This window comes from Reyranella aquatilis (assembly GCF_020880995.1).
In the GTDB taxonomy this organism is placed as follows: Bacteria; Pseudomonadota; Alphaproteobacteria; order Reyranellales; family Reyranellaceae; genus Reyranella; species Reyranella aquatilis.
Genome location: NZ_JAJISD010000012.1, coordinates 149,833 through 175,807, shown reverse-complemented (window position 1 = coordinate 175,807; position 25,975 = coordinate 149,833). Strand labels below are relative to the sequence as shown.

General features: G+C 67.1%; 22 protein-coding genes. 12 read left to right on the top strand and 10 right to left on the bottom strand.

Going from position 1 to position 25,975, the window contains the following annotated elements; all coding sequences use genetic code 11:
- Positions 1-117 precede the first annotated feature (117 nt).
- The gene (locus tag LJ725_RS24075; protein WP_230553490.1) at positions 118-1,707 is read left to right on the top strand and encodes an ABC transporter substrate-binding protein; all 1,590 of its coding nucleotides are present in this window, start codon (positions 118-120) and stop codon (positions 1,705-1,707) included.
- A gap of 6 nt (positions 1,708-1,713) precedes the next feature.
- Here LJ725_RS24075 and LJ725_RS24070 read toward each other — a convergent pair whose 3' ends face one another.
- From LJ725_RS24070 to LJ725_RS24060, 3 genes are all read right to left on the bottom strand, one after another.
- Positions 1,714-2,697 (bottom strand): quinone oxidoreductase family protein, encoded by a 984-nt coding sequence (locus LJ725_RS24070; RefSeq protein ID WP_230553489.1) that lies wholly within the window; start codon positions 2,695-2,697, stop codon positions 1,714-1,716.
- Between the two features lie 68 nt (positions 2,698-2,765).
- Entirely contained in the window at positions 2,766-3,482 is a 717-nt protein-coding gene (locus LJ725_RS24065) for a LytR/AlgR family response regulator transcription factor (RefSeq protein ID WP_230553488.1), read from the bottom strand.
- The gene (locus LJ725_RS24060) at positions 3,470-4,555 is read right to left on the bottom strand and encodes a sensor histidine kinase (RefSeq protein WP_230553487.1); all 1,086 of its coding nucleotides are present in this window, start codon (positions 4,553-4,555) and stop codon (positions 3,470-3,472) included. The genes LJ725_RS24065 and LJ725_RS24060 overlap by 13 nt, the downstream gene beginning before the upstream one ends.
- A gap of 214 nt (positions 4,556-4,769) precedes the next feature.
- On the opposite strand from LJ725_RS24060, the gene LJ725_RS24055 reads away from it, so the two are divergent.
- The 3 genes from LJ725_RS24055 to LJ725_RS24045 all read left to right on the top strand — a co-directional run bounded on the left by LJ725_RS24055 (position 4,770) and on the right by LJ725_RS24045 (position 10,782).
- The gene (locus LJ725_RS24055; RefSeq protein ID WP_230553486.1) at positions 4,770-8,276 is read left to right on the top strand and encodes a Calx-beta domain-containing protein; all 3,507 of its coding nucleotides are present in this window, start codon (positions 4,770-4,772) and stop codon (positions 8,274-8,276) included.
- Between the two features lie 107 nt (positions 8,277-8,383).
- Positions 8,384-9,514, top strand: a complete 1,131-nt coding sequence (locus LJ725_RS24050; RefSeq protein WP_230553485.1) for an acyl-CoA dehydrogenase family protein — start codon at positions 8,384-8,386, stop codon at positions 9,512-9,514.
- Between the two features lie 11 nt (positions 9,515-9,525).
- Complete coding sequence (locus LJ725_RS24045; RefSeq protein WP_230553484.1) at positions 9,526-10,782, top strand: acyl-CoA dehydrogenase family protein; 1,257 nt, start codon at positions 9,526-9,528, stop codon at positions 10,780-10,782.
- A 141-nt stretch (positions 10,783-10,923) separates the two neighbouring features.
- Here LJ725_RS24045 and LJ725_RS24040 read toward each other — a convergent pair whose 3' ends face one another.
- Entirely contained in the window at positions 10,924-11,904 is a 981-nt protein-coding gene (locus LJ725_RS24040) for a Bug family tripartite tricarboxylate transporter substrate binding protein (protein ID WP_230553483.1), read from the bottom strand.
- Between the two features lie 193 nt (positions 11,905-12,097).
- On the opposite strand from LJ725_RS24040, the gene LJ725_RS24035 reads away from it, so the two are divergent.
- Both LJ725_RS24035 and LJ725_RS24030 read left to right on the top strand, forming a co-directional pair.
- On the top strand, positions 12,098-13,747 hold the full coding sequence (locus tag LJ725_RS24035; RefSeq protein ID WP_230553482.1) for an amidohydrolase: 1,650 nt from the start codon (positions 12,098-12,100) through the stop codon (positions 13,745-13,747).
- Positions 13,748-13,757: 10 nt separating this feature from the next.
- Positions 13,758-14,702 (top strand): CobW family GTP-binding protein, encoded by a 945-nt coding sequence (locus tag LJ725_RS24030; protein ID WP_230553481.1) that lies wholly within the window; start codon positions 13,758-13,760, stop codon positions 14,700-14,702.
- Here the strand turns inward: LJ725_RS24030 and LJ725_RS24025 are convergent.
- The gene (locus LJ725_RS24025) at positions 14,666-15,664 is read right to left on the bottom strand and encodes a D-2-hydroxyacid dehydrogenase (protein WP_230553480.1); all 999 of its coding nucleotides are present in this window, start codon (positions 15,662-15,664) and stop codon (positions 14,666-14,668) included. The two genes, LJ725_RS24030 and LJ725_RS24025, sit on opposite strands and share 37 nt — an antisense overlap.
- A gap of 53 nt (positions 15,665-15,717) precedes the next feature.
- Between LJ725_RS24025 and LJ725_RS24020 the strand changes: the two genes are divergently transcribed.
- Complete coding sequence (locus LJ725_RS24020) at positions 15,718-16,284, top strand: glutathione S-transferase family protein (RefSeq protein ID WP_230553479.1); 567 nt, start codon at positions 15,718-15,720, stop codon at positions 16,282-16,284.
- Here LJ725_RS24020 and LJ725_RS24015 read toward each other — a convergent pair.
- The 5 genes from LJ725_RS24015 to LJ725_RS23995 form a co-directional block, all read right to left on the bottom strand.
- Positions 16,281-18,611, bottom strand: coding sequence for a xanthine dehydrogenase family protein molybdopterin-binding subunit (locus LJ725_RS24015; protein WP_230553478.1), 2,331 nt, complete (start codon positions 18,609-18,611; stop codon positions 16,281-16,283). The genes LJ725_RS24020 and LJ725_RS24015 overlap by 4 nt on opposite strands.
- 79 nt (positions 18,612-18,690) lie before the next feature.
- Positions 18,691-19,329 (bottom strand): NIPSNAP family protein, encoded by a 639-nt coding sequence (locus tag LJ725_RS24010; RefSeq protein ID WP_230553477.1) that lies wholly within the window; start codon positions 19,327-19,329, stop codon positions 18,691-18,693.
- Positions 19,330-19,346: 17 nt separating this feature from the next.
- Positions 19,347-20,531: a mandelate racemase/muconate lactonizing enzyme family protein gene (locus LJ725_RS24005; RefSeq protein ID WP_230553476.1), complete on the bottom strand. Its 1,185-nt coding sequence runs from the start codon at positions 20,529-20,531 to the stop codon at positions 19,347-19,349.
- A gap of 84 nt (positions 20,532-20,615) precedes the next feature.
- Positions 20,616-21,404 (bottom strand): SDR family oxidoreductase, encoded by a 789-nt coding sequence (locus LJ725_RS24000; RefSeq protein WP_230553475.1) that lies wholly within the window; start codon positions 21,402-21,404, stop codon positions 20,616-20,618.
- The gene (locus LJ725_RS23995; protein ID WP_230553474.1) at positions 21,401-21,730 is read right to left on the bottom strand and encodes a nuclear transport factor 2 family protein; all 330 of its coding nucleotides are present in this window, start codon (positions 21,728-21,730) and stop codon (positions 21,401-21,403) included. Before LJ725_RS23995 ends, LJ725_RS24000 begins: the two co-directional genes overlap by 4 nt.
- Before the next feature lie 96 nt (positions 21,731-21,826).
- Here LJ725_RS23995 and LJ725_RS23990 point away from each other — a divergent pair, with 96 nt between their 5' ends.
- From LJ725_RS23990 to LJ725_RS23970, 5 genes are all read left to right on the top strand, one after another.
- Complete coding sequence (locus LJ725_RS23990; RefSeq protein WP_230553473.1) at positions 21,827-22,720, top strand: LysR family transcriptional regulator; 894 nt, start codon at positions 21,827-21,829, stop codon at positions 22,718-22,720.
- Positions 22,721-22,925: 205 nt separating this feature from the next.
- Positions 22,926-23,177 (top strand): hypothetical protein, encoded by a 252-nt coding sequence (locus tag LJ725_RS23985; protein WP_230553472.1) that lies wholly within the window; start codon positions 22,926-22,928, stop codon positions 23,175-23,177.
- A gap of 143 nt (positions 23,178-23,320) precedes the next feature.
- Complete coding sequence (locus tag LJ725_RS23980; protein ID WP_230553471.1) at positions 23,321-24,328, top strand: hypothetical protein; 1,008 nt, start codon at positions 23,321-23,323, stop codon at positions 24,326-24,328.
- Positions 24,329-24,389: 61 nt separating this feature from the next.
- Positions 24,390-25,067: a DUF4286 family protein gene (locus tag LJ725_RS23975; RefSeq protein WP_230553470.1), complete on the top strand. Its 678-nt coding sequence runs from the start codon at positions 24,390-24,392 to the stop codon at positions 25,065-25,067.
- Positions 25,068-25,114: 47 nt separating this feature from the next.
- A complete protein-coding gene (locus tag LJ725_RS23970) occupies positions 25,115-25,966 on the top strand; it encodes a protein-methionine-sulfoxide reductase heme-binding subunit MsrQ (RefSeq protein ID WP_230553469.1) in 852 nt (283 codons plus the stop codon).
- Positions 25,967-25,975: the final 9 nt, after the last annotated feature.

Genomic DNA, 25,975 nt, shown 5'->3' with positions numbered 1-25,975 from the left:
GCAGACCGTGCAAGCAGGTCGACACAGCGAGTGCACAGGGTCTAGGCTTTCAGCCGCACTGCAATCCCACGGGAGATTCACGAGCACCGGAGCAATCGTTGTCGGGAGGAAACCAGAATGAAAGTCGACAAGACGCGTTTCGTTTCGATCTGCCTGGCCGCGGGCCTCATCGGATGGGCCTCTCCCGGATGGGCCCAGAAGAGCGGCGGCACGCTCCGCATACAGCACATGGACACGCCGCCCAGCGCCTCCATCCACGAGGAATCGACTGTCTCGGTCGCCGTCCCGTTCATGTCGATCTACAACAACCTCGTCGTCTTCGACCAGAACGCCCCGAAGAACAGCCTCGACACGATCGTGCCCGACCTCGCGACGAGTTGGGAAACGAAGGACGGGGGCCGCAAGCTGGTCTTCAGGACGCGCGACGGCGTGAAGTGGCACGACGGCAAGCCGTTCTCGGCCGCCGATGTCGCCTGCACCTTCGACCTCATCCTCACGCCCGACAAACTGCGTCGAAATCCGCGCAGCGCCTGGTACGGCAACGTGGAGAAGGTGACCGCGGACGGTCCCTCCGAAGTGACCTTCCACCTGAAGCAGCCGCAGCCCTCGCTGCTCGCCCTGCTCGCGTCGGGCTATTCGCCGATCTATCCCTGCCACGTCCCGGCCGCAGACATGCGGCGCAAGCCCGTCGGCACCGGCCCGTTCAAGCTGGCCGATTTCCGGATGAACGAGGGCATCAAGCTGGTGAAGAACCCGGACTACTGGAAGCCCGGGCGTCCCTATCTCGACGCCATCGAATTCTCGATCATCGCCGACCGATCGACGCGCATGCTGTCGTTCGTCGCCGGCAAATTCGACATGACCTTCCCGGCCGACGTCACCGTGCCGCTACTGAAGAACATCAAGCGCGACGCGCCCCAGGCGCAGTGCACCATGCGCGAGAGCGGCGTCAGCACCAACCTGATCGTCAATCGCGAGGTCGCGCCCTTCGACGATCCGAAGATCCGCCGCGCCATGGCGCTGACCCTCGACCGGGAGGCGTTCATCCGCATCCTGAGCGAAGGCGAAGGCAAGATGGCCGGCGCCCTGCTGCCGCCGCCGGACGGGGTCTGGGGCCTGCCGGAGGAGAAGCTGAAGGGGCTGATCGGCTACGGCGACGTCGAGAAGGCGCGCGAGGAAGCCCGCGCCCTCATGAAGGAGGCCGGCTACGGGCCGGACAAGCGGCTGAAGATCAAGGTCAGTACCCGCAACATCGCGACCTACAAGGACCCGGCGGTGATCCTGATCGATCAGCTCAAGCAGATCTGGATCGACGGCGAGCTCGAGATCATCGACACCAGCGTCTACTACAATCGCGTCTTCAAGAAGGACTATGTCGTCGCGCTCAACCTCACGGGCAGCGCCGTCGACGATCCGGACGTGACGCTGTTCGAAGGCTATGCCTGCGGCTCGCTGCGCAACTACAACAACTACTGCGATCCGGAGATGACCAAACGCTTCGAGGAACAGTCGCGCGAGACCGACCGCAGGAAGCGACAGGAACTTGTCTGGGAGATCGACCGCAAGCTGCAGGAAGACGTGGCGCGGCCGATCATCAGCCACGGCCGCATCGCCGGATGCTGGCAGCCGCAGGTGAAGAACGTCACGCTGCACATCAATAGCATCTATAACAATTGGCGCTTCGAGGACGTCTGGCTCGAGCGGTAGTGCACGTCAGACGCCCGCCTTCAGCAGTAGCTTGCCGGCGACGCCACGACCTTCGAGGCGGCGATGCATCTCCGCGGCCTCGGCCAGCGGGAACACGCCTTCGATGGGCACCTTCAGCCAGCCCTCGTCGAGGGCCGCCAGCACATGGTCGACCCCGGCGCGCCATGCCGGCGAGGCCTGGTCGATATGGCCGAGATGCAGACGGGTGAAGGTCTGCGAGCGCGGCAGGATGCGCTCGCGGATGTTCTTGAAGGGCTGCCCTTCGGCTTCGCCGATGCTGATGACATGGCCCAGCATCTTCACGACGCCGAAGGTTCGGTCGAGCATGGTGGCGCCATAGGAATCGATCGCAAGGTCGACGCCCTTGCCCTCGGTGAAGTCGAGGACGGCGCGTTCGAAATCCTCCTGCGACGTCACCACGACCCTCGACGCGCCGTAAGCCAGCGCCCTCGCTTCCTTCCCGGGCGTGCCCGTCGTGCCGATGACGCGCGCACCTGCCCGGACGGCAAGCTGGGTGCACATCAGGCCGACGCCGCCCCCGATCGCATTCACCAGCACGGTCTCGCCCGGTCCGATGCCACCGTAGATCGTCCACATCATGTGCCAGGCGGTCAGCGCCTGGATGGGAAACGCGGCCGCGACATCGAGCGGGACCGAGTCGGGGAGCTTGATCAGTCCTTTGGCCGAGGCGATGCACTTCTCGGCGTAGGCGCCGCCCTTCTCCGGAAAGGTCGCGACACGATCGCCCACCGTCACGCCCGTCACATCCGGCCCGAGGGCCGCCACGGTGCCGGAGACTTCGAAGCCCAGCACCATCGGATAGGTCATGGGATGCGGATAGATGCCCATGCGAACCTGCGTGTCGGCCCAGTTGCAGCCGGCATAGGCGACGTCGATCGACACCTCGCCCGGCCCCGGTACGGGATCGGGCAGATCGGCCAGCACGAGTTGCTCGGGGCCTCCGGTGGCATGGATGACGACCGCTTTCATGGGCTCCTCCGGTGGGATCGATGCCGGAAGGCCTTGCAGCTTCGATGCCAGGGCGCAGCCCCGAGGGCTCAGCTTCGGCCCGATGCCAGGATCTCGCGCAGCCGGGCCGTTGCGGCGCGGCCAATCGTGAGCGGATGGGCCATGCCGTCGAGCACGAGGCGGCCGGTCGAGCGCGTCGGCGCTTCGAGGCTGCGCAGCCGGTCGCGGTTGATCATCACCGAGCGGCCCAGGCGAACGAAGGACGGCGCCGGCAGCAGCTCCTCGAAATGCGCCAGCGTGCGCAGGATCATCACCGCCGGCTGACCGGCGACGAAGACGCGCGTGAAATCGCCGTCAGCCGTAATCGCCACGATTTCGGCCGGCGTCGCGAACAGGGTCCGTCTCGGCGTCCTGAGCTCGATCACGCCCGGGCCCGGCGGCAGCGCCGAGAGCGCGCGCTGCCGCGCCGCCCGCTCCAGCGCCGCCTCGAGACGCTGCGGCTCGACCGGCTTCAGCAGGTAATCGACGGCATTCACGGCAAAGGCCTCGACCGCATGCTCGGCGAAGGCGGTGACGAAGACGACGATGGGCGGCCGCTCCAGCGAGTCGAGAAGGTCGAACCCGTCGCTGCCGCCGCCCAGTTCGATATCGAGGAAGACGAGGTCGGGGTGCTGGCTCGACATCAGGGCGCGCGCGGCCTCGGCGCTCTCGGCCTCGCCCACGATCTCGACATGGGCATGCGCGGCCAGCAGGCGGCGCATGGCACTGCGGGCCAGCGGCTCGTCGTCGACGATCACGACCCGCACGGTTCGCCCCTCAACTCGAGCGTCGCGACGACCCTCTTCTCTTCGGGCCGCTCGCCTTCCTCCCGCAGCTGGAAGGCGTGGCGTTCGGGATAGTGCAGTGCCAGCCGGCGCCGCACATTCTCCACGCCGATGCCCGCACGCGGGCGCCGCGCCGCGCCGGCAGGCGCGAGCGTGCCCGCATTCGAGACCTCGGCCCGAAGCACATCCCCGCTCACGGCGATGGCGATGCGCAGATCCAGCCCGTGTTCACGCCGCCCGTGCTTCACCGCGTTCTCGACCAACGGCTGAAGCAGGAAGCTCGCGATGCGGCGCGGCCCGGCGTCCGGCGCGACGTCCAGCCGTGCCTGCAGGCGATCGCCGAAGCGGGCCTTCTGGACGGCGAGATAGGCCGACAGGCCCGCGACCTCGCCCTCGACTGTGACAACCGTGTGATTGATGCCGTCGAGCGAGTGCCGGAGGTAGGCGGTGAGGTTGCGGAGCATGTCTAATGCCGCGGTCGGATGCTCGGGGATCTCCTCGGCGACACCATTCAGGGCGTTGAAGAGGAAGTGCGGGTCGAGTTGCAGACGAAGCCGTTCCAGTTCGGCCCTCAGGGCCTCGGCCTCCGCGCGCATCCTCCTGCGGTGCTGCGCCTGTTCCGCCAGTTCCGCGCGCAGCCAGAAGTAGGCGAGGCTCCATCCCGCGAGGGCAAAGAAGTAATGCACGAACGGGACGAAAAACTCTTCGACCCCGCGGCGGTCCGGCGGCACGATCCAGGGAAGCATCTCGTGGACCAGGACGATCATGGACGCGGTGATCAACCCTCCCAGAGCCGACAGCAGCCCGATCAGCGCAACGCCGGGTATCGAGACGCGCCGGGCAAACCGAGGCGAGGCGTAGATGCCGCGCAGGCCTATCGAGAAGGTCACGAGACAGAGGACGATCAGGCCCGTGCGTGCGAAGGCGACGGTGAAGCTGTGGTAGGCGACACGCTGGGCCAGCACGTCGGCGATCGCGAACAGTCCCCACCCGCCGATCTGGGCCTGCCAGAACGGGGACAGGCCGTTCCACCGGGCAGTCACGAAGGCGATCAAGGTCGGGAGGCTCCGGTCGGGACGGCTGGGTCGCCGCCGAAGATTGGGCATTTGGCGGAGAGAGGCAAGCCACGCGTGATCCGCGCCGCCCCTCCCGTTCACCGAGTTTTCTGCCGCGTTCGTCGACTGGCGCCCGGCCTGTCGCTGAAACGCCCCGATGCCGATGGCATCTGTTCACGCACACGAGGCGCAGGCAACTGAGCGGAGAGACGAGATGGCGACGGTGAAATACACGGTCAAGGACAACTGGGGTTCCGGCTTCATCGGCAACATGACGGTCGACGGCGGCACGAGCGGCGTGCATGGCTGGACGATCGAGTTCGACGCCGGCTTCGCCATCACCAACATCTGGGGCGCCGAGATCGTCAGCCGCGTCGGAACCCACTATGTGCTGCGCAACGCCTCCTACAATGGCGACGTCTCGGCAGGCGGCAGCGTCACCTTCGGCTTCCAGGCGACGCCCGGCGCCACGGGCGGCACGGCGGCAACCGGCCTCACGCTGAATGGCGCGGGTGAGGAGCCGCCGCCGTCCCTGCCGACGATCTCGGTCGGCGACGCATCGGTGGTCGAAGGCAACAGCGGCACCGTCCAGATGAACTTCACGGTCAGCCTGTCGAAGGCGGCGAGCGGCCCGGTGACGGTCGCCTACGCAACCGCCGACGGCACGGCGACGGCGGGCTCGGACTATGTCGCCCGGTCCGGCACGATCACCTTTGCGGCCGGCGAAACGCAGAAGACGATCAGCGTCACGGTGAATGGCGACAAGGTCGCCGAACTGAACGAGACGCTGGCGCTGAGGCTTTCCTCCCCGAGCGGCGCCACCATCGCCGACGGCGCAGCGGTGGGCACGATCACCACCGACGACGTTGTCGTCCCCAAGATCACCATCGCCGATGCCACGATCAAGGAGGGCGACGGCGGCACGCGGGACCTCGCCTTCACCATCACCCTCTCCGAAGCCACCACCGCGCCGGTGAGCGTGACCTACGGCACCGAGGACGGCACCGCCAAGGCGGGGTTGGACTACGTCGCCCAGACCGGCACGGTCACCTTCGCGCCCGGCGAGACCTCCAAGGTGATCAACATCAAGGTCAGCGGCGATACGGCCATCGAAGGCAACGAGACGCTGAAGATCAATCTGACGGGCGCGACCGGCGGCAAGATCGCCGACCGCCTCGGCATCGGCACGATCGTCAACGACGACGCCACGATCTCGATCGCCGACGCCAGCGTGACCGAAGGCCATGCCGGCACAAGCGAGATGTCCTTCACGGTCACGCTGTCCTCGGCGACTTCGAGCCCGGTCACGGTCGGCTACGCAACCTCCAATGTCACCGCCAAGGCTGGCCAGGACTATGTCGCCCAATCGGGAGTACTGACCTTCGCCGCCGGCGAGACGTCGAAGGTCATCCGCGTCCAGGTGACGGGCGACACGGCGGTCGAGGCCAACGAGACGCTGCGGGTGACCCTCGCATCGCCGACCGGCGCCACGCTCCGGGACGGCAGCGCACTCGGCACCATCGTCAACGACGATAGCGCCACGCCCCTGCCCTCGCTCTCGATCACCGACGCCTCCTCCGCCGAGGGAAGTGCGGCGGCGCCCGGCCAGACCAGTTTCACCGTGAGCCTGTCGGCGGCTTCCGCCACTCCCGTTACGGTGAACTTCGCGACGGCCAACGGCACGGCCGTGGCCGGCAGCGACTATGTCGCGCAATCCGGCACGCTCACCTTCGCCGCCGGCGAAACCCAGAAGACCATCCAGGTCGCCACGATCGGCGATGCAACCGTCGAAGCCAACGAGGGCTTCAGCATCGTGCTCTCGAGCCCCAGCGGCGCCACCCTCGCCGACGCGACCGGCACCGGCACGATCGTCAACGACGACGTGGCGGCCGGTCCGACGCTCGCCATCTCCGACGCGACCGTGATCGAGGGCAATCCCGGCAGCGGCGCTGCGCCCGGCTGGCTCAGCACCTCGGGCAACCAGATCGTCGATTCGGCCGGGCATTCGGTGCAGATCGCCGGCGTGAACTGGTTCGGCTTCGAATCCTCGACCTTCGCGCCGCATGGCCTTTGGACGCGTGGCTACAAGGACATGATGGACCAGATGGTCGATCTGGGCTTCAACACGATCCGCCTGCCCTTCTCCAGCGAGATGCTGCATACGACGGCGGCGCCCAACGGCATCGACTTCAGCAAGAACCCCGACCTGCAGGGCCTGTCGGCGCTGCAGATCATGGACAAGATCGTCGACTATGCCGACCAGATCGGCCTCAAGATCATCCTCGACCATCACCGCAGCAATGCCGGCGCCGGCACCTCCGAGAACGGCCTCTGGTACAACAGCCAGTACACGCAGGCGGCCTGGATCAACGACTGGAAGATGCTGGCGGCACGCTATGCCGACGATCAGTCGGTGATCGGCGCGGATCTGCACAACGAGCCCTACAACGGCACCTGGGGCGGCGGCGGCGCCAACGACTGGGCGCTGGCAGCCGAGACGGCCGGAAACGCCATCGGCACGGTGAACCCCAACTGGCTGATTTTCGTCGAGGGCATCGGCACCTACAAGGGCCAGAGCTACTGGTGGGGCGGCAACCTGATGGGCGTGCGCGACCGGCCGATCGACCTCGCACTCGACAACAAGCTGGTCTACTCGGCGCACGACTATCCCAACTCGGTCTACGAACAGTCGTGGTTCCAGGGTCCGGACTTCCCGGCGAACCTGCCCGCCAAGTTCGACCAGATGTGGGGCTACATCTACAAGGAAGGCATCGCGCCCGTGTGGATCGGCGAGTTCGGCACCAAGCTGGTGGATCCGAAGGATGCGCCGTGGCTGGAGGCGATCACGTCCTATCTGGGCGGCGACTTCAACAATGACGGCACGTCCGACCTGGCACCGGGACAGAAAGGACCGAGCTGGACCTTCTGGTCATGGAACCCGAACTCGGGCGACACCGGCGGCATCCTGAACGACAACTGGAACACCGTGAACCAGACGAAGATGGGCTACCTCACGCCCATCGAGTACCAGTTCCACGAGGATGCGCCGGGCGACGGCAGCAGCGGCGGTCCGACGGCGAGCTTCGTGCTCACTCTCTCCGAGGCGGCGACGCAGGAAGTGACGGTCGACTACCAGACCGTCTACGGCGAGGCCGGCGCCTCGGACTTCATCGCCAGCAGCGGCCACGTCACCTTCGCCGTGGGCGAGCAGAGCAAGACGATCACGATCGAGATCAGTCCGGACAAGCTGGTCGAGGGCAACGAGCATTTTGGCGTCGTGCTGAGCAACGCCGTGGGCGCCACGATCACGCGCGCCACCGGCACCGGCACCATCGTCGACGACGACACCGCGACGACGACGACCACCACGCCGACGACACCCACGCCCCCTACCGATCCGACGACGCCTTCCTCGGGCTCCGGCGATCTCGAGGCCATGTTCGCCATCGTCAATTCCTGGTCGGGCGGCTTCAACGGCAGCGTCACCCTGGAGAACGACGGCACGGCGGCGGTCACCGGCTGGCAGGTCAAGATCGAGACGACGAACCAGATCACGGACCTCTGGAACGCCGTCATCGTGTCGCACGATGCGAGCGGCTACGTGATCGGCAACGCCGCCTACAACGGGACGATCGCCCAGGACGGCGAGACCAGCTTCGGTTTCGTCGCCACAGGCGCGCAAAGTCCGTCGACGGTGCATATCGACCTGCTCCACCTGTGAGGGGTGACGCCGCCATCGGCAGCGTCTCGCCCTGCAATTCCCGCGTCCTGCGGGCGCTTCCGGTCATCCCTCCCAGTGCCTAAAGTCGGCGCCGGGAGGATTGGTTCATGAAGTTCAGCTTCTCGAGCGAGCAGGAAGAGTTCAGGTCGAACCTGCGCCGCTTTCTGGGCGAGCGGTCGCCCACCAAGGAAGTGCGGCGCCTGATGGCGACCGAAACCGGCTTCGAGCCTGCCGCCTGGCGCAAACTCAACGGCGAGCTCGGCCTCACCGCCGTCCGCATCCCCGAAGCCTATGGCGGCCAGGGATTCGGCTTTGGCGAACTCTGCATCGTGCTGGAAGAGATGGGCCGGTCGCTGCTCTGCGCGCCGTTCTTCTCGACCGCCGTGCTGGCCACCGGCGCGATCCTCAATGCCGGCACGGAAGCCGAGAAGCAGGCGCTGCTGCCCGGCATCGCCGCCGGCGACACCATTGCCACCCTCGCCTGGGTCGAGAATCCGGCCCATTGGGATGCCGCCGCCACGACGCTGACCGCCAAGCCGTCCGGTTCGGGCTACGTCCTCGACGGCTTCAAGAGCTACGTCCTCGACGGCCACACCGCCGATCTCATCGTCGTCCTTGCCCGCGCCCCGGGCAGCAGCGGCGACAAGGGCCTCTCCCTCTTCACCGTCAAGGGCGACGCCAAGGGCCTGTCGCGCAGGCTGCTCAAGACGATGGACGAGACCCGCAAGCTCGCCCGCCTCGACTTCAAGGGCGTCGAAGCCACGCTGCTGGGCGAAGCCGGCGCCGCCGCCGTGCCCTTCGCGCGCACCATGGTCGAGGCCGCGGTCTGCCTCGCCAACGAAATGGCCGGCGTCTCCGACCGGCTGCGCGAGGATTCGCTGGAATACGCCAAGATGCGCATGCAGTTCGGCCGCGCCATCGCCTCCTTCCAGTCGATGAAGCACAAACACGCCGACATGCTGGTCGATGTCGAGCTGGCCAAGTCGGCCGCCTACTACGCCGCCGCCGCGCTCGACGAGGGCGACGACGACATCGTGGCGGTCGCGTCGCTCGCCAAGGCCGCTGCCAGCGACGCGGCCGTGCAGACCGCCGTGCATGCCATCCAGATCCATGGCGGCATCGGCTTCACCTGGGACAACGACACCCATCTTTGGTTCAAGCGCGCCAAGAGCTCGGAGGTGCTGCTGGGCGACGCCCATCACCATCGCGAGCAGATGATGCAGCACTGGGCCGCCTGAGGAGCAGGATGATGAGCGAACTCACCGAAGACTCCGTCCGCGCCGAGGTGCGCGCCTGGCTGGAAGCCAACTGGAATCCCGAACTCGGCCTCGTCGAATGGCGCAATAAGCTGGCCGATTCGGGCTGGGGCGTCCCGACCTGGCCGAAGGAATGGTACGGCCGCGACCTGCCGCAGGGCCTGCAGGCCGTGGTCGACGAGGAATTCGCGCGCGTCGGCGCGATCGGCGTCGCCAAGGCCGGCATCCGCACCCTCGCCGCCGCGACCATCCTCGCGCACGGCACCGATCTCCATAAGGAGAAGTTCCTGCGCCGCATCCTCACCGGCGAGGATACCTGGTGCCAGCTGTTCAGCGAGCCGGGCTCGGGCTCCGACGTCGCCGGCGCCGTCACGCGCGCCGAGATGCAGGGCAACAAGTGGATCGTGAACGGCCAGAAGGTCTGGACGACGTCGGCCCACCATGCCCACTGGGGCCTGCTGCTGGCCCGCACCGATTGGGACCAGACCAAGCACAAGGGCCTGTCCTACTTCATCATCGACATGCACCAGCCCGGCGTGAACGTGCAGCCGCTGAAGCAGATGAACGGGCACGCCTCGTTCAACCAGGTGTTCCTGACCGACGCCGTGGTCGAGCCGGAATTCCTGGTCGCCAACGTGGGCGACGGCTGGGCCGTGACGACGACGACGCTGATGCACGAACGCCGTGGCGCCGACGGTCTGCGCACCTGGGCGATGGGCTCGGACCGCAAGGGTCGCGCCTACGACGAGGAGCGGGCCGAGATCGCCACGACGATGGAGCCCTACAAGTGGTATCCGCAGCGCGCCGGCCGGGTCGACCTGATCCTGCCCCGCGCCCGGGAGACGGGCCATCTTGGCGATCCGGTGGTGCGGCAGGAGATCGCCAAGCTCCTGATCATGTCCAAGTCTGCCGAATGGACGGCGCGCCGCGCCCGCGCCGCCGCGCAGCAGGGCAAGCCGCAGGGACCGGAAGGCTCGCTCGGCAAGCTCGTCGCCAGCCATGTCGCCCGCGCCGCGGCCCGCATCCACACCCAGCTGTCCGGCGCCGACGCCCTGCTGAGCGGCACCGACAGCCCGATGAACGGCACCATCGCCGAGATCCTCGTCTCGGTGCCGGCGACCTCGATTGCCGGCGGCACCGACGAAATCCAGCGCAACATCATCTCCGAGCGCGTCCTCAAGATGCCCAAGGAACCGAGCATCGACACGACCAAGCCGTTCCGCGACGTGCCGCGCAATACGGTTCGGTAGGTCTTCAGACGCAAGCGCCTCGCCTCCCCATTCAGGCGGGGAGGTGTCGGCGCTATCGCCGACGGAGGGGCGTGACCCCGTCGCCCTCGTCGGACGAGGGCACTTCCCCTTTGCGGAGTCCGCAAAGAGGAAGGGACTGAACTACTCGACGCGAATGTTGCCGGCCCGCGCGATGGCACCGAAGTCGGTGCGCTCCCGCGTGATGAAGGCCAGCGTCTCGGCCGGCGTGGTGATGCGCGGTGAGGCGCCCAGCTCTCGGATGCGCGTGGCAATGGCCTCTTCCTGCAGTGCCTGGTTGATGACCGTGTTCAGCTTCTGGATGACCTCGTCGGGCGTGCCCTTGGGCGCCATGAAGGCATACCAGGCCACCCATTCGCGCGGATCGAGGCCGAGTTCCATCATGGTCGGCACGTCGGGCAGCTTCTCCGAGCGTTCGCGCGAGGTGACGGCCAGGGCGCGCAGCTTGCCGCCGGCGATGTGGCCCGCACTGGCGCCGAGACTGTCCACGGTGATCGGCACCTCGCCGCTGATCACCGCCATCAGCGATTGCGGTGTGCTGCGGTAGGGCACGGCCGGCATGTCGAGCTTGTGGCGGATCTTGGTGTCCTCCGCGACCAGATGCGGGATGCTGCCGGACGCGGGCAGCCCGTAGCGCCACTGGCCGGGCTCGGCCTTCGCCTTGGCGATGAACTCCGGCATCGTCTTGAACGGCAGCGTCGGCGTCACCACCCAGACCAGCGGCGAGGTGACGGCCACCGAAATGGACGCGAGATCGTCCACCGGATCGAGCGGCATGTTGGGATAGATGCTGCTGCCGATCGAGATCGCGCCGACATGGGCGAACATGAAGGTATAGCCGTCGGGCGCACTGCGCTGGACTTCCTGCATGCCGATGATGCCGTTGGCGCCGGGCTTGTTATCGACGACCACGGGCTGGCCCAGCAGTTCGGCCAGCCGCGGCGCCAGGATGCGGGCATAGACCTCGTAGCCGCCGGCGGCGCTGGGCACGAGGAGCCGAAGCCGGCGATTCGGCCAGTCGCGCCCTTGCGCCCATACCGCGGGTGCCGCCAATCCCGGCGACGTTGCCAACAGACCGAGTGTGGCGCGACGTGTCAGGCGCATGTTCGTTTCCCCCGTCCCCCGGCGGATCACTGCACCCGACCACGAGACTCTTGATATCCGACGCAGGTCGTTCGCCTGCTTTGCGCCAGCCTATACGCTGCAAACGACTTCGCAATGCCAAGAACGACACGACCGCTCTGCGACGCAAGCTCGTGCTTGGCGTTCCAGTGGCCCGCCCGCTACTGTCGGCGCCATGACATCCAGCCCGATCACGATCTTCCGCGCCCGCCGCATCCTCACCATGAACCCCGCCCGTCCCGAGGCCACGCATGTGGCCGTGCGCGAGGGCCGCATCCTGGGCGTCGGCCCGCTGGAAGAACTCGCGGGCTGGGGCGCCTACACGCTGGACGACAGCTTCGCCGACAAGGTGCTGATGCCCGGTCTCGTCGAGGGCCACAGCCATGCCGCCGAGGGCACGTTCTGGCGCTACACCTATCTCGGCCGCTTCGACCGCATGGATCCGGAAGGCAAGGTATGGCCGGGCGCCGAGTCCATCGAAGACGTCGTGACGCGCCTGCAGCAGGTCGAGCGCAAGCTCGCCTCACCGACCGAAGTGCTGGCCGGCTGGGGCCTCGACCCCATCTACTACGGCGACCGTCGTGTCGTGCGCGCAGATTTCGACCGCGTATCGACGACACGCGCGATCGGCGTGATGCATGCGAGCGGCCACATCTTCAACGTGAACACGCGGGCGCTGGAACTGGCTGGCCTGATGCGGCCGGGCGTCAACCATCCCGGCATCCCGCTCGGGTCCGACGGCCTGCCGACCGGCGAGCTGAAAGGCCCCGAGGCGATGACGATCGTCGGCGCCCATGTCGGCTTCGATCGCGAGGCGCTGGCCAACGACGAGGACGGTCTGCGCCGCTTCGCCAAGCTCTGCGTGCGCCAGGGCGTGACCACCGCGACCGATCTCGCGAACCTGTTGCCCGACGATGCGGTCTCGATGATGGCACGGGTGACCGGCGAGGCCGGGTATCCGGTGCGCATCGTGTCATTCCGCCGCTTCCAGGCGCTGACTCCCGAGCAGGTCGTGGACATGGCCGTGAAGCTCAAGGCCCGCTCGACCGACCGGCTGCGGCTCGGTGCCATCAAGCTGTTCGTCGATGGCTCGATCCAGGGCTTCTCGGCCCGCCTGCGCTGGCCCGGCTACTACAACGGCGCGCCCAACGGCCTGTGGTACACGCCGCCCGAGGCGATCAGCGGCCTCTACAGGCTGGCGCTGCAGAAGGGCGTGCTGGTGCACAGCCACACCAACGGCGACCAGGCGACCGAGATGGCGCTGGATTGCCTGGAAGGCGCCCTGCTCGACCAGCCGGCGCGCGACCATCGCTTCACCCTGCAGCATTGCCAGCTCGCGGACGCGGCGCAGTTCCGGCGCATGGCCCGGCTCGGCATGTGCGCCAACCTGTTCCCCAACCATCATTTCTATTGGGGCGACCAGCATTACGAGACGACGGTCGGACCGGAGCGGGCGATGCGCATGAACGCCTGCGCCACCGCGCTGGCCAGCGGCGTGCCGCTCGCCATCCATTCGGATGCGCCGGTGACTCCGCTCGGGCCGCTCTTCACCGCCTGGTGCGCCGTCAACCGCCGCACCGCCAGCGGCCGCACGCTCGGCACCAGCGAGGCCATCTCGGTGGCCGACGCGTTGCGCACCATCACGCTGGGCGCCGCCTGGACGCTGAAGCTCGACGGCGAGGTCGGCTCGATCGAATGCGGCAAGCGCGCCGATTTCGCCGTGCTGGAGGACGATCCGCTGGAGATCGCGCCGGACAAGCTCAAGGACGTGCGCATCTGGGGCACGGTCCAGGGTGGCCGACTCTTCCCCGCCAACGGAGTGTGAGGGGGACGGCGTGAGCGAGACGCGACCGGGCGGGCGGCTGCCGGTCACGGTGATCGGCGGCTATCTCGGCACCGGCAAGACCACCCTGGTCAATCGGCTGCTGCGCGCCGCCGACGGACAGCGGCTCGCCGTCCTGGTCAACGATTTCGGCGCGACGCCGGTCGACCGCGACCTGATCGTGTCGTCGGACGGCGACACGCTGGAGATTTCCGGCGGCTGCATCTGCTGCAGCTACGGTTCGGACCTGATGGACACGCTGATGGCGCTGCCCGAGCAGCGGCCCGACATCGAGCGCGTCGTGCTGGAAACCAGCGGTGTCGCGCTGCCCGGCATGGTCGCCAGCGCCGTAACGCTTCTGCCGGCCTATCGCGTCGACGGGATCGTCGTGATGGTCGATGCCGAGACGGTACGGACGATGGCGGACGACGCCTATCTCGGCGACACGATCACGCGCCAGCTCGGCGCGGCCGATCTCGTCGTCGCCAATCGCTGCGATCTCGTGGACGAAGCCTCGCTCCGGCAGACTCTCGCCTGGCTTGCCACGCAAAGCCCGGCCGCGCGCATTCTCCCGGCAACGCGCGCCGACATCGCGCCCGACCTGCTGCTGGGTTTGCGCGATGCCGCCCTGCCCCGCCTGTCGGCAACGCTCACGACACCCGGAGCCCCCGACGCGGCATCGCTCTACGACTCGCTGGAGCTGGACGTGCCTGCCAATGTCGACATCACCGAACTTGGCCAGCGGCTGAGCGCACCCGGCACGGGCGTCCTGCGCGCAAAGGGCATCCTGAACCGGCTCGCGCTGCATGTCGTCGGCCAGCGCTTCGAGATCGACTCGGCGCCGGCCGGCGCGAGATCCGGTCGGCTGGTGGTGATCGGCCTCCGGGCACGGCTCGACCGCCGCGCCGTGGAGCAGGCGGTTCAGGCGAGCTTGTCGACGTCGTTGCGCAGCGGCTGACCGGCGCGGAAACGCGCAAGGTTCTCCAGGAAGATGCCGAAGATCGCCTCGTTCTGGCCCAGCGAATGGCTGGCGGTGTGCGGCGAGACCAGCACGTTGGGAAGATCCCACAGCGGCGACGCCGGATCGAGCGGCTCGCGCTCGAAAACGTCGAGATAGGCGCCGCCGAGCTTGCCGCTCTGCAAGGCGGCGATGACGTCCTTCTCCACCGCGACTTCGCCGCGCGCGACGTTCACGAAGTGCGCGCCGTCCGGCATCGCCGCGAAGGCCGCAGCATTGGCGATGCCGCGCGTCACCGGCGAGGCCGGACAGCAGAGGATCAGCCAGTCGGCCTGCGGCAGGACTTCGTGCAGGCCTTCGTAGGCAACGACTCTTTCGCACGGCTCGACCGGCTGGGCGGTGCGACGCACGCCGATCGAGCGCATGCCCAGCATCGCGAGCAGCCGGGCGATGTTCTGTCCGATCGGCCCCATGCCGACGATCACGGCACACTGGCCCGCGAGGTCGCGTGGCGAGCGCTCGCCCAGACGCGGCTCCCAGGCGTGGCGGCGCTGCGCATCCGCGAGCAGCGGGAAGCGGCGGTTGATCGCGATCACGGCGCCCAGGGTGCTGTGGGCCACGGTGACGGCGGTGGCGCCCGAGGCGGTCGTCACCTTGACGCCGCGCGCCCGCAACTCGCGATAGATCGGACGCTCCGCGCCGGCCGGGTGGATCTGCAGCCATTTGAGGTTGGGCGACTTGCGCACCACCGCGTCGAAGCCCTGCAGCTCGGGTGTCGGATGGGTGGGACTGGATCTTCCCGTGACCTCGCGGGTCATGAAGGCGATGTCGGCGGCGCTCGGGCCGTCGGCCGCCAGCGCCTCCTCGGCGGTCAGGAAAGACAGCGTGCCCGGGGGCACGGTAGCCGCGATGCGCTCGCCCCAGATACGCTGCGCGTGGGACGACAGCAGAAGCGTGATCATGACGACAGGATAACCCACGCTCGACCGCAACGACAGGCGTGGTACGGTCGGGCATGCTCAAGCTCTACTACTCGCCCGGCTCCAGCTCGATGGCAGCCCATATCGCCCTCCACGAGGTCGGCGCCCCGTTCGAGAAACACGCCGTCTCGGTGCCACGCAAGGAAACCCGCAACGCGGACTTCCTGTCCGTGAATCCTGTCGGCAAAGTCCCCGTGCTGATGATCGACGGCCGGCCGCTCACCGAGGTGGCGGGTATCCTCTATTATCTCGCCCGCACCTATCCGGCGGCGAACCTCCTGCCGGCCGGCGACATCGAAGCCGAGGCGCAGGTGATTTCCTGGATGTCCTATGTCGCGTCGACGATCCACCCGGCGATCCGGCAGGGCGTCGCGGAGGCGCGCGAACTCTACGCGGTCGCGGACAAGCGTCTGGCCGGCCGCACATGGATCCTGGGCGATCGCTACTCGATTGCCGACATCCATCTGTTCCGCGTCTACTGGCGTTTCCGCGACCAGCTCGAACGCCAGCCTGGCGATTTCCCGGCGCTCGAAGCGCACCGCGCCCGCATGCTGGAGCGGCCGGCGGTCAAGAAGACGATCGAGGTCGAGGCGAAGGGCTAACCTGCGTTCAGCGCCCGCCAGACCTTTTCCGGTGTGGCCGGCATGTCGATGTGCTTGCCGCCCAGCGCATCGACGATCGCGTTCATGATCGACGGCAGCGCACCGGCGCAGCCCGCCTCGCCGCAGCCCTTCACGCCCAGCGTGTTGGTCTTCGCCGGTACGGGATGGCTCTGGATGGTGAAGCTCGGCGCGTCCTGCGCGCGCGGCAGGGCGTAGTCGGTGTAACTGCCCGTCAGCAACTGGCCCTGCTCGTCATAGACCGTGCGCTCCATGATCGCCTGGCCCAGCCCCTGCACGACGCCGCCATGCGCCTGGCCCTCGACCAGCAGCGGATTGATGAGGGTGCCGAAGTCGTTGACCATGAAGTAGCGCACCAGCTCGATCGTGCCGGTATCGGGATCGATCTCGACCTCGCAGACATGGCAGCCGTTGGGGAACGACGAGGGCGGCGTGTCGGAGACATGCGCGACGTCGAGCGTCTGCGGCACGTCTGCGGGCAGCGCGAGACCGTCGTGCAGCTTCTTCGCCAGTTCGAGGATACCGATGCCGCGGTCGGTGCCGGCGATCCTGAAGCGCCCCTTGTCGAACTCCATGTCGACGACCGACGCCTCGAGCACGTGCGCGGCGATCTGCTTGCCCTGGTCGATCACCTTGCGGCTGGCTTCGAGGAAAGCCTCTGCACCGACGAGGCCGGAACGCGAACCGCCGGTGCCGCCGCCCGCCTTGAGCTGGTCGCTGTCGCCCTGCAGCAGCTTGAAGCGCTCGAACGGGATGCCCAGCAGGCCTGTCAGCACCTGCGCGAACGGCGACGCATGACCCTGGCCGTAGTCCAGCGTGCCGCTCAGCATGGTGACGGAGCCGTCGGGCTCGAAGCGGATGCCGCCATGTTCCTTGCCGGCGGGCGCCGTCACTTCGAGATAGCTGCCGACGCCGCGACCACGCAGCTTGCCGCGCTTGGCGCTCTCCCGCTTGCGGGCCTCGAAGCCGTCCCAGTCGGAGATCTGCAGGGTCTCGTCGAGGATGGCGCGGAATTCGCCGGAATCGTAGACGTTGTTGGCCGGCGACTTGTACGGCATCTGCTCCGGCGCGATGTGATTGCGCCGCCGCAGCTCGATGCCGTCGATGCCCATCTCGCGCGCCGCCGTATCGATCAGGCGCTCCATGAAATAGTTGCCTTCGGGACGGCCGGCGCCGCGATAGGCGGCGACCGGCGTGCAGTTGGTGAAGGCGATCTTCGAATTCACCTCCATCGCCGGCGTGCGGTAGACGTCGATCAGGTTCTTCACCGCATTGGTCGTCGCCGGCATCGGCGGATAGATGTAGGCGCCGGCATTGCCGTAGCCCGTAAGACGGACCGCGAGGAACTTGCCGTCCTTGTCGAGCGCCAGTTCGGCGACGCGCTTGTGGTCGCGGCCGTGATGATCCGACAGGAAGCTCTCGGAGCGCTCGTCCGTCCACTTCACGGGACGGCCGAGCTTCTTCGCCGCCAGCAGCAAAGGGCCGTATTCCGGATAGGGCGGCGCCTTCATGCCGAACGAACCGCCGACATTGCCTGTCAGCACCTGCAACCTGTCGGGCGTGACCTTCAGCACGTCCTTGGCGAGGCCGCCGCGCAGTCCGAACACGCCCTGGCAGCCGACGTTGAGGATCCAGCGATCCTTCGCGGCGTCGTAGGAACCGATGGCCGAGCGCGGTTCCATGGCGCTGACCACGATGCGCTGCGAATCGATGTCGAGCCTGGTGACATGCGCGGCCTCGGCGAAGGCCCTGGCGACGGACTCGGCATTGCCGAAATAGAAATCGAGCGCGAGGTTGCCCGGCGCTTCGGCATGAAGCTGCGGCGCGCCCTCGGCGAGCGCCGCCTCCGGGTCGGTCACGGCCGGCAGTTCCTCGATATCGAGCATCACGGCTTCAGCGGCGTCCTTCGCCTGCAGCGCCGTCTCCGCGACGACCATCGCCACGACCTCGCCGACGAAACGCACCTTGTCCTTCGCCAGCGACCAGCGCGGCGGCGTCTTCATCGGCGTGCCGTCCCGCTGGGGGATGTTGAGCGGGCACATCAACGGGCCGAACCCCGCCTCGTCAAGATCGGCGGCCGTCAGGATCGCGAGCACGCCCGGCATGGACTTGGCTTCGGACAGGTCGATGCCCTTCAGCAGCCCGTGCGCGTTGCGGCTGCGCACCATCACCGCATGCGCCTGGCCTGGAAGGTTGATGTCGTCGGTGTAGCGGCCCTCGCCGCGCAGGAGAGTCGGATCCTCCTTGCGCAGCACCGGCTGGCCCACGCCGAACTTCACGAAGGCAAGACTGTCATCGAACGTGTCCATACGCGGATCCTCGCAATTTCCAAGCCACCTCACCCCGGGAATCGCTCCCCGGGGTGAGGTCGTGTCCGTTCCGTCGTCTCTACTTGAGCGGCGAGTAGTTGGTCGGCAGCAGCAGAGTGGAGTGCATCTCCTGCAGCTTGGCCGGACCCTTGGCGAGATAGGCCTGCCACGCCGGATCCTTCATGGCCGCGGCACGGGCCTCGAAGCGCTCCTGCAGGTTCTTGTAGCGCCAGAGATGGATCCACTCGTTGGGCTGCGGGAACTCGCCGGTCCAGGCGCCCCAGATCGGTGAGTACTTCTCGCGCGCCGCCTGGACTTCCTTGAAGTCCTTGCCGTATTGCACCGCGCCGCCCAGGCCGCAGCGGTAGATGCGCAGCTCGTAGACGTTTCCGGTCGTGCCGTCGTCGGGTCTGATGTCGACCACGGCATTCATCAGCCGCAGGTCCTGGCGCACCACGCAGGTCTTCACGATCGGAATGTACTTCTCGGTCCAGTCCTTGTTCTTCTGCAGCTCGGCGCGCAGGCGCGTGCGCTCCTCGTAGCTGTCGTACTTCCACAGATGCCAGATCTGGTTCAGCGCGCCGAACTCCGACGTCCAGTAGCCGTGGTTGACGCCGTAGTTGTTGCCGCGCGCCGGGCGGCCGATCGTCTCGGCGGCCTTGAGGTATTCCGGCATCTTGCCCGGCGCCAGCGTGTAGGTGCGAAACTCGTAGACCATGGGATTGTCTCTTCCTCTCAGGGATGCGGGTTCTTCGGCGGATGCGCCCTGACCGCTTCCTCGTTGATGTCGGCACCCCAGCCGGGCCGGGTGGGCACGATCAGCTCGCCATTCTGGATCACCGGCGGGTGAGTCACCAGATCGTCCTTCCATGGCACGTCGTCGATATCGATTTCCATGATGCGGAAGTTCGGCATGGCGGCGCAGAGATGGGCGCTCATCAGGGTCGACATATGGCCGTAGAAGTTGTGCGGCGCGCAGTTGATCTCGTAGGCCTCGGCCATGGAGGCGATCTTCAGCGACTCGGCGAGCCCGTTCCACGGCACGTCGATGATCGACACATCGATCGAGCGGTTCTCGAAGTAGGGCCGGAACTGGCGGCGGCCGAACAGCGATTCGCAGGAGGCGATGGGCATCGAGGCGCGGTCGCGGATCAGGCGAAGCCCCTCGGGATCGTAGGAGTCGATCTCCAGCCAGAAGAGGTTGTAGGGCTCGCAGGCCCGCGCGACCTTGATGTATCCCTCGGTCTTGAAGTTGAAGTTGGTGTCGAGAAGGATGCCCATGTCAGGACCGGCGCCCTGGCGGAAGGCGGCCAGCCCGTCGGAGATCGCAGCCAGCACCGCGCCGTCGGCGTTCAGTTCCGGCCCGCCCGGGCTGCGGCCGAAGCCGGGCTGGTACATGTTCGGCGGATCGAGATCGAAGCGGAAGATGTTGGTCTTGAGCGCCTTGAAGCCGCGCTCCTTCACGTGGCGGCCCAGCTTCACAAGGTCGTCGAGCGAGCGCACCGGCTCGACGCCCATCACCTCGGCATTGCGGAACCGGTAGCTGCCGCAATGCGACCAGTAGAGCGGCAGGCGGTCGCGCACCGGCCCGCCGAACAGTTCGCAGACGGGGATGCCCAAGGCCTTCGCCTTGATGTCGATCAGCGCATTCTCGATGGCGGCCATCGCCTGCTGGTTCATGCCGCCCGGCGCCTGGCGGGTGATGGCGTAGATCGTCGACATGATGCGCTCGACGGGGCGCGGATCCTGGCCGATCAGTCCCTGCGCCATGCGCCGGATCACGGCGGTGAGGCCCGCGCTGCCATAGCCTTCGTTGTATTCCGACCAGCCGACCAGTCCGTCGTCGGTCGTGATCTTTAGGAAGGAGAAGTCGCGCCAACCGGCGTCGCAATGCAGATCCTCGATTTTCGCGATTTTCATGGTGTTTCCTCCCGCGGAGCCGGGAGCATAGACCAGCCGGCAGAGACAGCGGGATGAAACAATACTTCTTGTCAGAGCCAGTCTTCAGACGGTCCGAACGGTGCCGCCATCGATGACGAACTCGGCGCCGTGGATCGCGGCGGCTCGATCGGAGGCCAGGTAGGCGATGAGGTCGGCGACCTCATAGGGCTCGGCCGCGCGCCCGATCGGGATGCCGCCCAGACTGTCGAGGACGACTTGCCGCGCCTCCTCGATCGTGCCGCCATTGGCCGCCTGCAGGCGCCTCAACAGGTCGACGGACGACTCGGTCATGATCCAGCCGGGGGAAACGGTGTTGACCCGCACACCCTTCGGCCCGAGCTCGTTGGAGAGCGACTTGCTGTAGGTTCTGAGGGCGGCCTTGGCGCTGGCGTAGGCGGTCGTCGCCTCGGGAAGAGGCAGGACCGACTGGATCGAGGTGACGTGCACCACCGTACCGGTGCCCCGCTCGATCATTTGCGGGATGAGAAGCCGATCGAGGCGGACCGTCGCGAGTAGGTTCAGGTTGAGCTCGGCGAGCCAGTGATCGTCGGTCAGGGCAACAAAGCCGCCGCCCGGCGAGGACGACCCGCCGATCACATGGGCCAGGATGTCGACGCCACCCAGATGCTCCAGCGCGGCATTGGCCAGGAGTTCCCCTCCTTCCGGCGTCGTCAGGTCCGCTTGCACGAACTCGACGCCGTCGATGGGCTCGGCGTGTCCCCGGGCGGCGGTGATCACCCGGGCGCCACCGGCCAGGAAGCGGGCGACGGTGGCGCAGCCCAGCCCCTTGGTGCCGCCGCTGACGAGCACGCGCTTTCCCTCGAACTCTGTCGGATCGGCCTTGATGGTCATATCGCGATCTCCAGGGCCTTGATCGCGTCGTGTTCGAGCGTGAAGCGGTAGGTGAAGCGGATCGGGCTGCCCTTGAAGTCGCCATGGGCAGGGCCTTCGACCACGACCTGGCCGTTCTCGTGGTGTGCGGCATCCGGCGTGAAGATGGCCTTGACCGCAATCACCTCGTCTTCGAACAGGGTCCGAAGCTCGGCGTGGCCCTTGTTGCGCCTTCCGATGTCCAGGATGACCGCATCGGCGGCGAAAGGCTTCAGCATCCCATCCACATCGAGCCGCGCGTTGGCCTCGACATAGTCGGCTATGGGTTTGGGTAGTTCGATCGGCATCGCTCGGCTCCATGACGTGACGAGATTGATTTAGAGGCGGCGATAGATCACGATAATCGGGTCAAACTGCCATGTAGTGTTGCGAAAATCGGGACAATGGCGAATCACGGTCTGATCGAATTTGATGCCGTTCTCGGCATTGCCCGGCGCGGATCGTTCCGGGCGGCGGCGCAGGAACTTGGCCTGTCGACCACCGCCCTCAGCAACCTCATCGGCAAGCTCGAACGCCGACTCGGGGTCCGGCTGTTCAATCGCACCACGCGCAGTGTTTCCCTGACGGATGCCGGACGAAACTTCGTCGATCAGGTCGGTCCTGCCGTACGCACCCTGCACGATGCGATGAGCGCCGCCCGCTCGCAGCAGGAAACCCCCTCGGGGACCCTCCGGATCAATGCCTTCGCGACCGGGGCACGAGAGGTGCTCGGTCCACTCCTCCTGAAATTCCTGCAGCGCTATCCCCAGGTTCACATCGATCTCGTCACCGAGGGCCGGATCGTGGACATCGTCGCCGAAGGGTTCGATCTCGGCCTGAGGAGCGCCGACCTGGTGCCGAGCGACATGATTGCCATTCCCGTCGGTCCTCCCCGTCGCTTTGCCGTGGTCGCATCGCCCGACTATTTCAAAGACAATGGCAAGCCCCGCGTGCCTCCCGACCTGCTGCGCCACGCATGCCTCCGCATCCGACTGCCGAATGGCGCGCTGCATCGCTGGCAGTTCGAAAAGGATGGGCAATCCATCCAGATCGACGTTCAAGGACCCATCACGCTGGACGAGGCCAGCCTCTCGCGCATCGCGGTGCTCGACCATGTCGGCATCGGCTACTTCATGGAGTCCGACGTGCGCGAAGACATCGAGGCGGGGCGTCTCGTCCGGATCCTTGAGGACTGGACACCACTGCTGGCACCCCTCTGTCTCTACTATCCCGGCAGGCGCAACCACTCGGCCGCGTTCAAGGCATTGATCGACATGGCGCAGGGCCGTGCCAACTGACGCCGATTCGCAAAGCGCACGCGTTCTCGATCGCGGCCAACGCCCGCCCGATCACGGACAGGCCTGCGACGAGTGATGTGGATATCGCGTTGAACGGTGTCGACGGTGGTCTTGTCGATCTGACATAGGATGAGGCAGCCCCCACGAAGCCGAATGCAGCGGGCGCTGCAAATCGAAGCCATCGCGAGCAGCCAAGGAGTGGTTCATGTCTACGCCTTCCGTTCCGGACAACCGTGCACGTGCCCTCTGCGCCGCTCTCGCGGAAGAGACGCCCGGGATGTCTGCCGGCTCGTGGCGGATGCTCGATACCGTTGCGTCACGCATGAGACTCGGCTTCTTCGAAGTCGAGGCGATCGCGAAGGATTGCGCGCGGCGCGGATGGACTCAGCTCGCCGCCGATACGGTTCGGTTGAAGGATGAAGGCCTGGCGATCGTGCTGCAGGGCCGACGCGCCTAGAGAGCGCACGCCCGCCCGAAGAGTCCGGGGCCTCGAACCTGCACCAGGCTGACGCGGGCTCGCCTCCGATTTGTCACGGCAATTCACCGCCCGGCGGCGATTTGCCGATTGTTAAACGGGTGCGGGAAGGGCACGGGCTTGGCATGCGCTCCAACCAGCCGGTGAACATGGACATCGATCAGCTTCGGGGATGGGCGTCGATCATGGACAAGGCCATGATCGCGAGCCTGGTCGCCACCCTCCTGGCCGTGACGGCGCTGGGCATCACGACGTTCCTCTCGTTCCGCTACAGCGGTGCCATTCGCGCTCATGAGCAGGCGGCGATCGATCAGTACAAGGGCTTGGCGAGCCAGGCCGCACAGCGCGAGCGAGAAGCCTCGGCGGCGCGCGAACAGGCAGCCAACCTCGAACGGGCCATCGCCACCGAGCGGGATCGTACGGCAAAGCTCGAACGGGAAGTCTCCCTCGCGCGGGATCAGGCGACGGCGCTGGCTCAGGAAGCGGAAAAAGCGCGCGAGCGGGCCACGGCGCTCGAACAGGCCGCCCGCGAAGCGACGGAGAAAGCAGCCCGGGCACCGGCTGAAGGCAGCGCCGCCCCTGAGACTGCGCGACCTCCACTGTTCGATGCGGCAGAAATCCGGCGGCGCCTTGCCGACCTCGGGAAGTTGGTTAGGGACGCGACCACGCGTACGCCGGATCCGGCTCCCGAGAAAGCGGCAGAATCGACGCCACCGCCTGGAGCGGAACCGGCCGCACCGCAGTCGCCGTTCGTCACGAGCCTGCGGAAGTTTGCCGGGACACAGGCAGCGATCTTCCTGGTCGGTCAGATCTCGGACGCGCCCGCCGTCGGCGCGACGATTTCCGCCGATCTCGCCCAGGCCGGCTGGCTGCCGCAGACATGGACCTGGGGCGGCGTGGCCGGCATCTACGGCGTCGTCGTGCTGGTGCGCGACGGCAGCGACGCGACCGTGCACGAGGCCGCGGCGACCCTCGTGGCAGCGCTGGGCACAGCCGGCTTCAGCGCCACCAAGGGCGACTGGCCGGCGAACTGGGGCCGGTTCCGCGGCACGCTCAACGGACCGCAGACGCCCGGCCCGACCGAGGCCGCCATCCGCATCGTCATCGGCGAGAAGGCCCGCAAGACACCCTGATTCCGGCGATGGCAAACACACGGCTTTGAAGGCATTCTGTGCCTCAGGATCGGAGTTGTTGATGCCCCTCCTTGGCAAGGGAATGCTGATCACGCTGACCGAGGTGTCGGCGCGGGACGAGCGCGACTACAACGAGTGGTACAATCGCGAACATATCGACGAGCGCGTGAACCTGCCGGGGTTCCATCGCGCGCGCCGCTACGTCGCCGTCCGCGCCACGCCGAAGTACCTCGCGACCTACGAATGCGACACGGTCGACGACCTGGCCACGCCCGCCTACCTCGACAGGCTGGCCAACCAGACCCCGTGGAGCCAGTCGGTCATGGCGCGGTTCACGCATTTCACCCGCTTCACCCTGCGCATCCAGGCCGACCGGACGCACGGTGTCGGTGGCGTCCTGGCGACGGTGAGGTTCGTGCCCGACCCGCGCCGGCGCAAGGCGCTGGTGGAATGGCTGTCCGAACAGGCGCTGCCGAAACTGATCGCCCGGCCCGGCCTGCTGGGCGCCGCGGTCGGGGAGAACGACCTCGAAGTGGCCCATGCGCCCCTGCAGGACAAGAGCATGGACCATCCCAAGGCGGAAGAAGCCGAGTGGATCGCCCTGGTCGAAGGTACCGACGTGGCGGCCGTGGGTGCGGCCACGCGCACCCTCTTCACCCAGCGGCGACTCCGGCCGTTCGGCGTCGAGATCGCGCCGACGATCGGCACCTGGCGCTTCCTGTTCGGCAACCAGCGATGACGTTTCTTTGACCCATCGTTGATCGTTCCATCGACTAGGGTCCGTCCGTGTCCAATCAGCGTATCATCTCCTGGCTGAGGCTCGCGACGCTGGTCGCGCTCTGCCTGCCCGCGATCCACCTCGCCTGGCGCTGGTACACGGGCGATCTCGAGCCGCGCCCCGTGACCTTCGTCACCCATGCGACCGGGGACTGGGCGGTCGCGTTCCTGCTGGTCTCGCTGGCGCTGACGCCGGCGCGGGCGATCTTCGACTGGTCGCCGCTGATCCACATCAGGCGTCGCGTCGGGGTCGCGGCCGCGCTCTATGCCGTCGCGCACCTGCTGATCTATGTGCTCGACCAGAAATGGAACCTGGTCGTCGTCGCCACGGAGATCGTGAAGCGCTTCTACCTGACCATCGGCTTCGTGGCGCTGCTGGCGCTGGTGGCGCTCGCGGTCACCTCGACCAACGGCTGGCAGAAGCGGCTAAAACGTAACTGGAAACGCCTCCACTGGCTGGTCTATCCGGCGGTCGCGCTGGCGATCCTCCATTTCTTCATCCAGTCCAAGGTGAAGATCGGCGAGGCCGCCTTCGCCGCCGGACTTTTCGCGTGGCTGATGTTGTGGCGCATCCTGCCGCCCACCTTGCGCACACGCTTTATCGGCCTCTTGCTGCTCGCGGCCGGCGCGACGCTCACGACCGTCGTGTTCGAAGCAGCGTGGTACGGGCTGGTGAACAAGATCGACCCGATGCGCGTGCTGGCCGCCAATCTCGATCCGGACCTGGTGCCACGGCCCGCGCAGAAGGTGCTGGCGGTTTCGCTGCTGGCGGTCGTGCTCGTCGCGCTGCGGCGCGGCCTCGCGGCGGCGAGCCGGCTCTGGACGCAGCGCTATATCCGACCGACTATACCGACTTCCTGACCGGGAAGA

What these genes read in the sequence shown, in the direction of transcription:
- LJ725_RS24075 (WP_230553490.1), top strand. Translation starts at nt 118, where the DNA reads ATGAAAGTCGACAAGACGCGTTTCGTTTCGATCTGCCTGGCCGCGGGC.
- LJ725_RS24070 (WP_230553489.1), bottom strand. Translation starts at nt 2,697, where the DNA reads ATGAAAGCGGTCGTCATCCATGCCACCGGAGGCCCCGAGCAACTCGTG.
- LJ725_RS24055 (WP_230553486.1), top strand. Translation starts at nt 4,770, where the DNA reads ATGGCGACGGTGAAATACACGGTCAAGGACAACTGGGGTTCCGGCTTC.
- LJ725_RS24050 (WP_230553485.1), top strand. Translation starts at nt 8,384, where the DNA reads ATGAAGTTCAGCTTCTCGAGCGAGCAGGAAGAGTTCAGGTCGAACCTG.
- LJ725_RS24045 (WP_230553484.1), top strand. Translation starts at nt 9,526, where the DNA reads ATGAGCGAACTCACCGAAGACTCCGTCCGCGCCGAGGTGCGCGCCTGG.
- LJ725_RS24040 (WP_230553483.1), bottom strand. Translation starts at nt 11,904, where the DNA reads ATGCGCCTGACACGTCGCGCCACACTCGGTCTGTTGGCAACGTCGCCG.
- LJ725_RS24035 (WP_230553482.1), top strand. Translation starts at nt 12,098, where the DNA reads ATGACATCCAGCCCGATCACGATCTTCCGCGCCCGCCGCATCCTCACC.
- LJ725_RS24025 (WP_230553480.1), bottom strand. Translation starts at nt 15,664, where the DNA reads ATGATCACGCTTCTGCTGTCGTCCCACGCGCAGCGTATCTGGGGCGAG.
- LJ725_RS24020 (WP_230553479.1), top strand. Translation starts at nt 15,718, where the DNA reads ATGCTCAAGCTCTACTACTCGCCCGGCTCCAGCTCGATGGCAGCCCAT.
- LJ725_RS24015 (WP_230553478.1), bottom strand. Translation starts at nt 18,611, where the DNA reads ATGGACACGTTCGATGACAGTCTTGCCTTCGTGAAGTTCGGCGTGGGC.
- LJ725_RS24010 (WP_230553477.1), bottom strand. Translation starts at nt 19,329, where the DNA reads ATGGTCTACGAGTTTCGCACCTACACGCTGGCGCCGGGCAAGATGCCG.
- LJ725_RS24005 (WP_230553476.1), bottom strand. Translation starts at nt 20,531, where the DNA reads ATGAAAATCGCGAAAATCGAGGATCTGCATTGCGACGCCGGTTGGCGC.
- LJ725_RS24000 (WP_230553475.1), bottom strand. Translation starts at nt 21,404, where the DNA reads ATGACCATCAAGGCCGATCCGACAGAGTTCGAGGGAAAGCGCGTGCTC.
- LJ725_RS23995 (WP_230553474.1), bottom strand. Translation starts at nt 21,730, where the DNA reads ATGCCGATCGAACTACCCAAACCCATAGCCGACTATGTCGAGGCCAAC.
- LJ725_RS23990 (WP_230553473.1), top strand. Translation starts at nt 21,827, where the DNA reads ATGGCGAATCACGGTCTGATCGAATTTGATGCCGTTCTCGGCATTGCC.
- LJ725_RS23985 (WP_230553472.1), top strand. Translation starts at nt 22,926, where the DNA reads ATGTCTACGCCTTCCGTTCCGGACAACCGTGCACGTGCCCTCTGCGCC.
- LJ725_RS23980 (WP_230553471.1), top strand. Translation starts at nt 23,321, where the DNA reads ATGCGCTCCAACCAGCCGGTGAACATGGACATCGATCAGCTTCGGGGA.
- LJ725_RS23975 (WP_230553470.1), top strand. Translation starts at nt 24,390, where the DNA reads ATGCCCCTCCTTGGCAAGGGAATGCTGATCACGCTGACCGAGGTGTCG.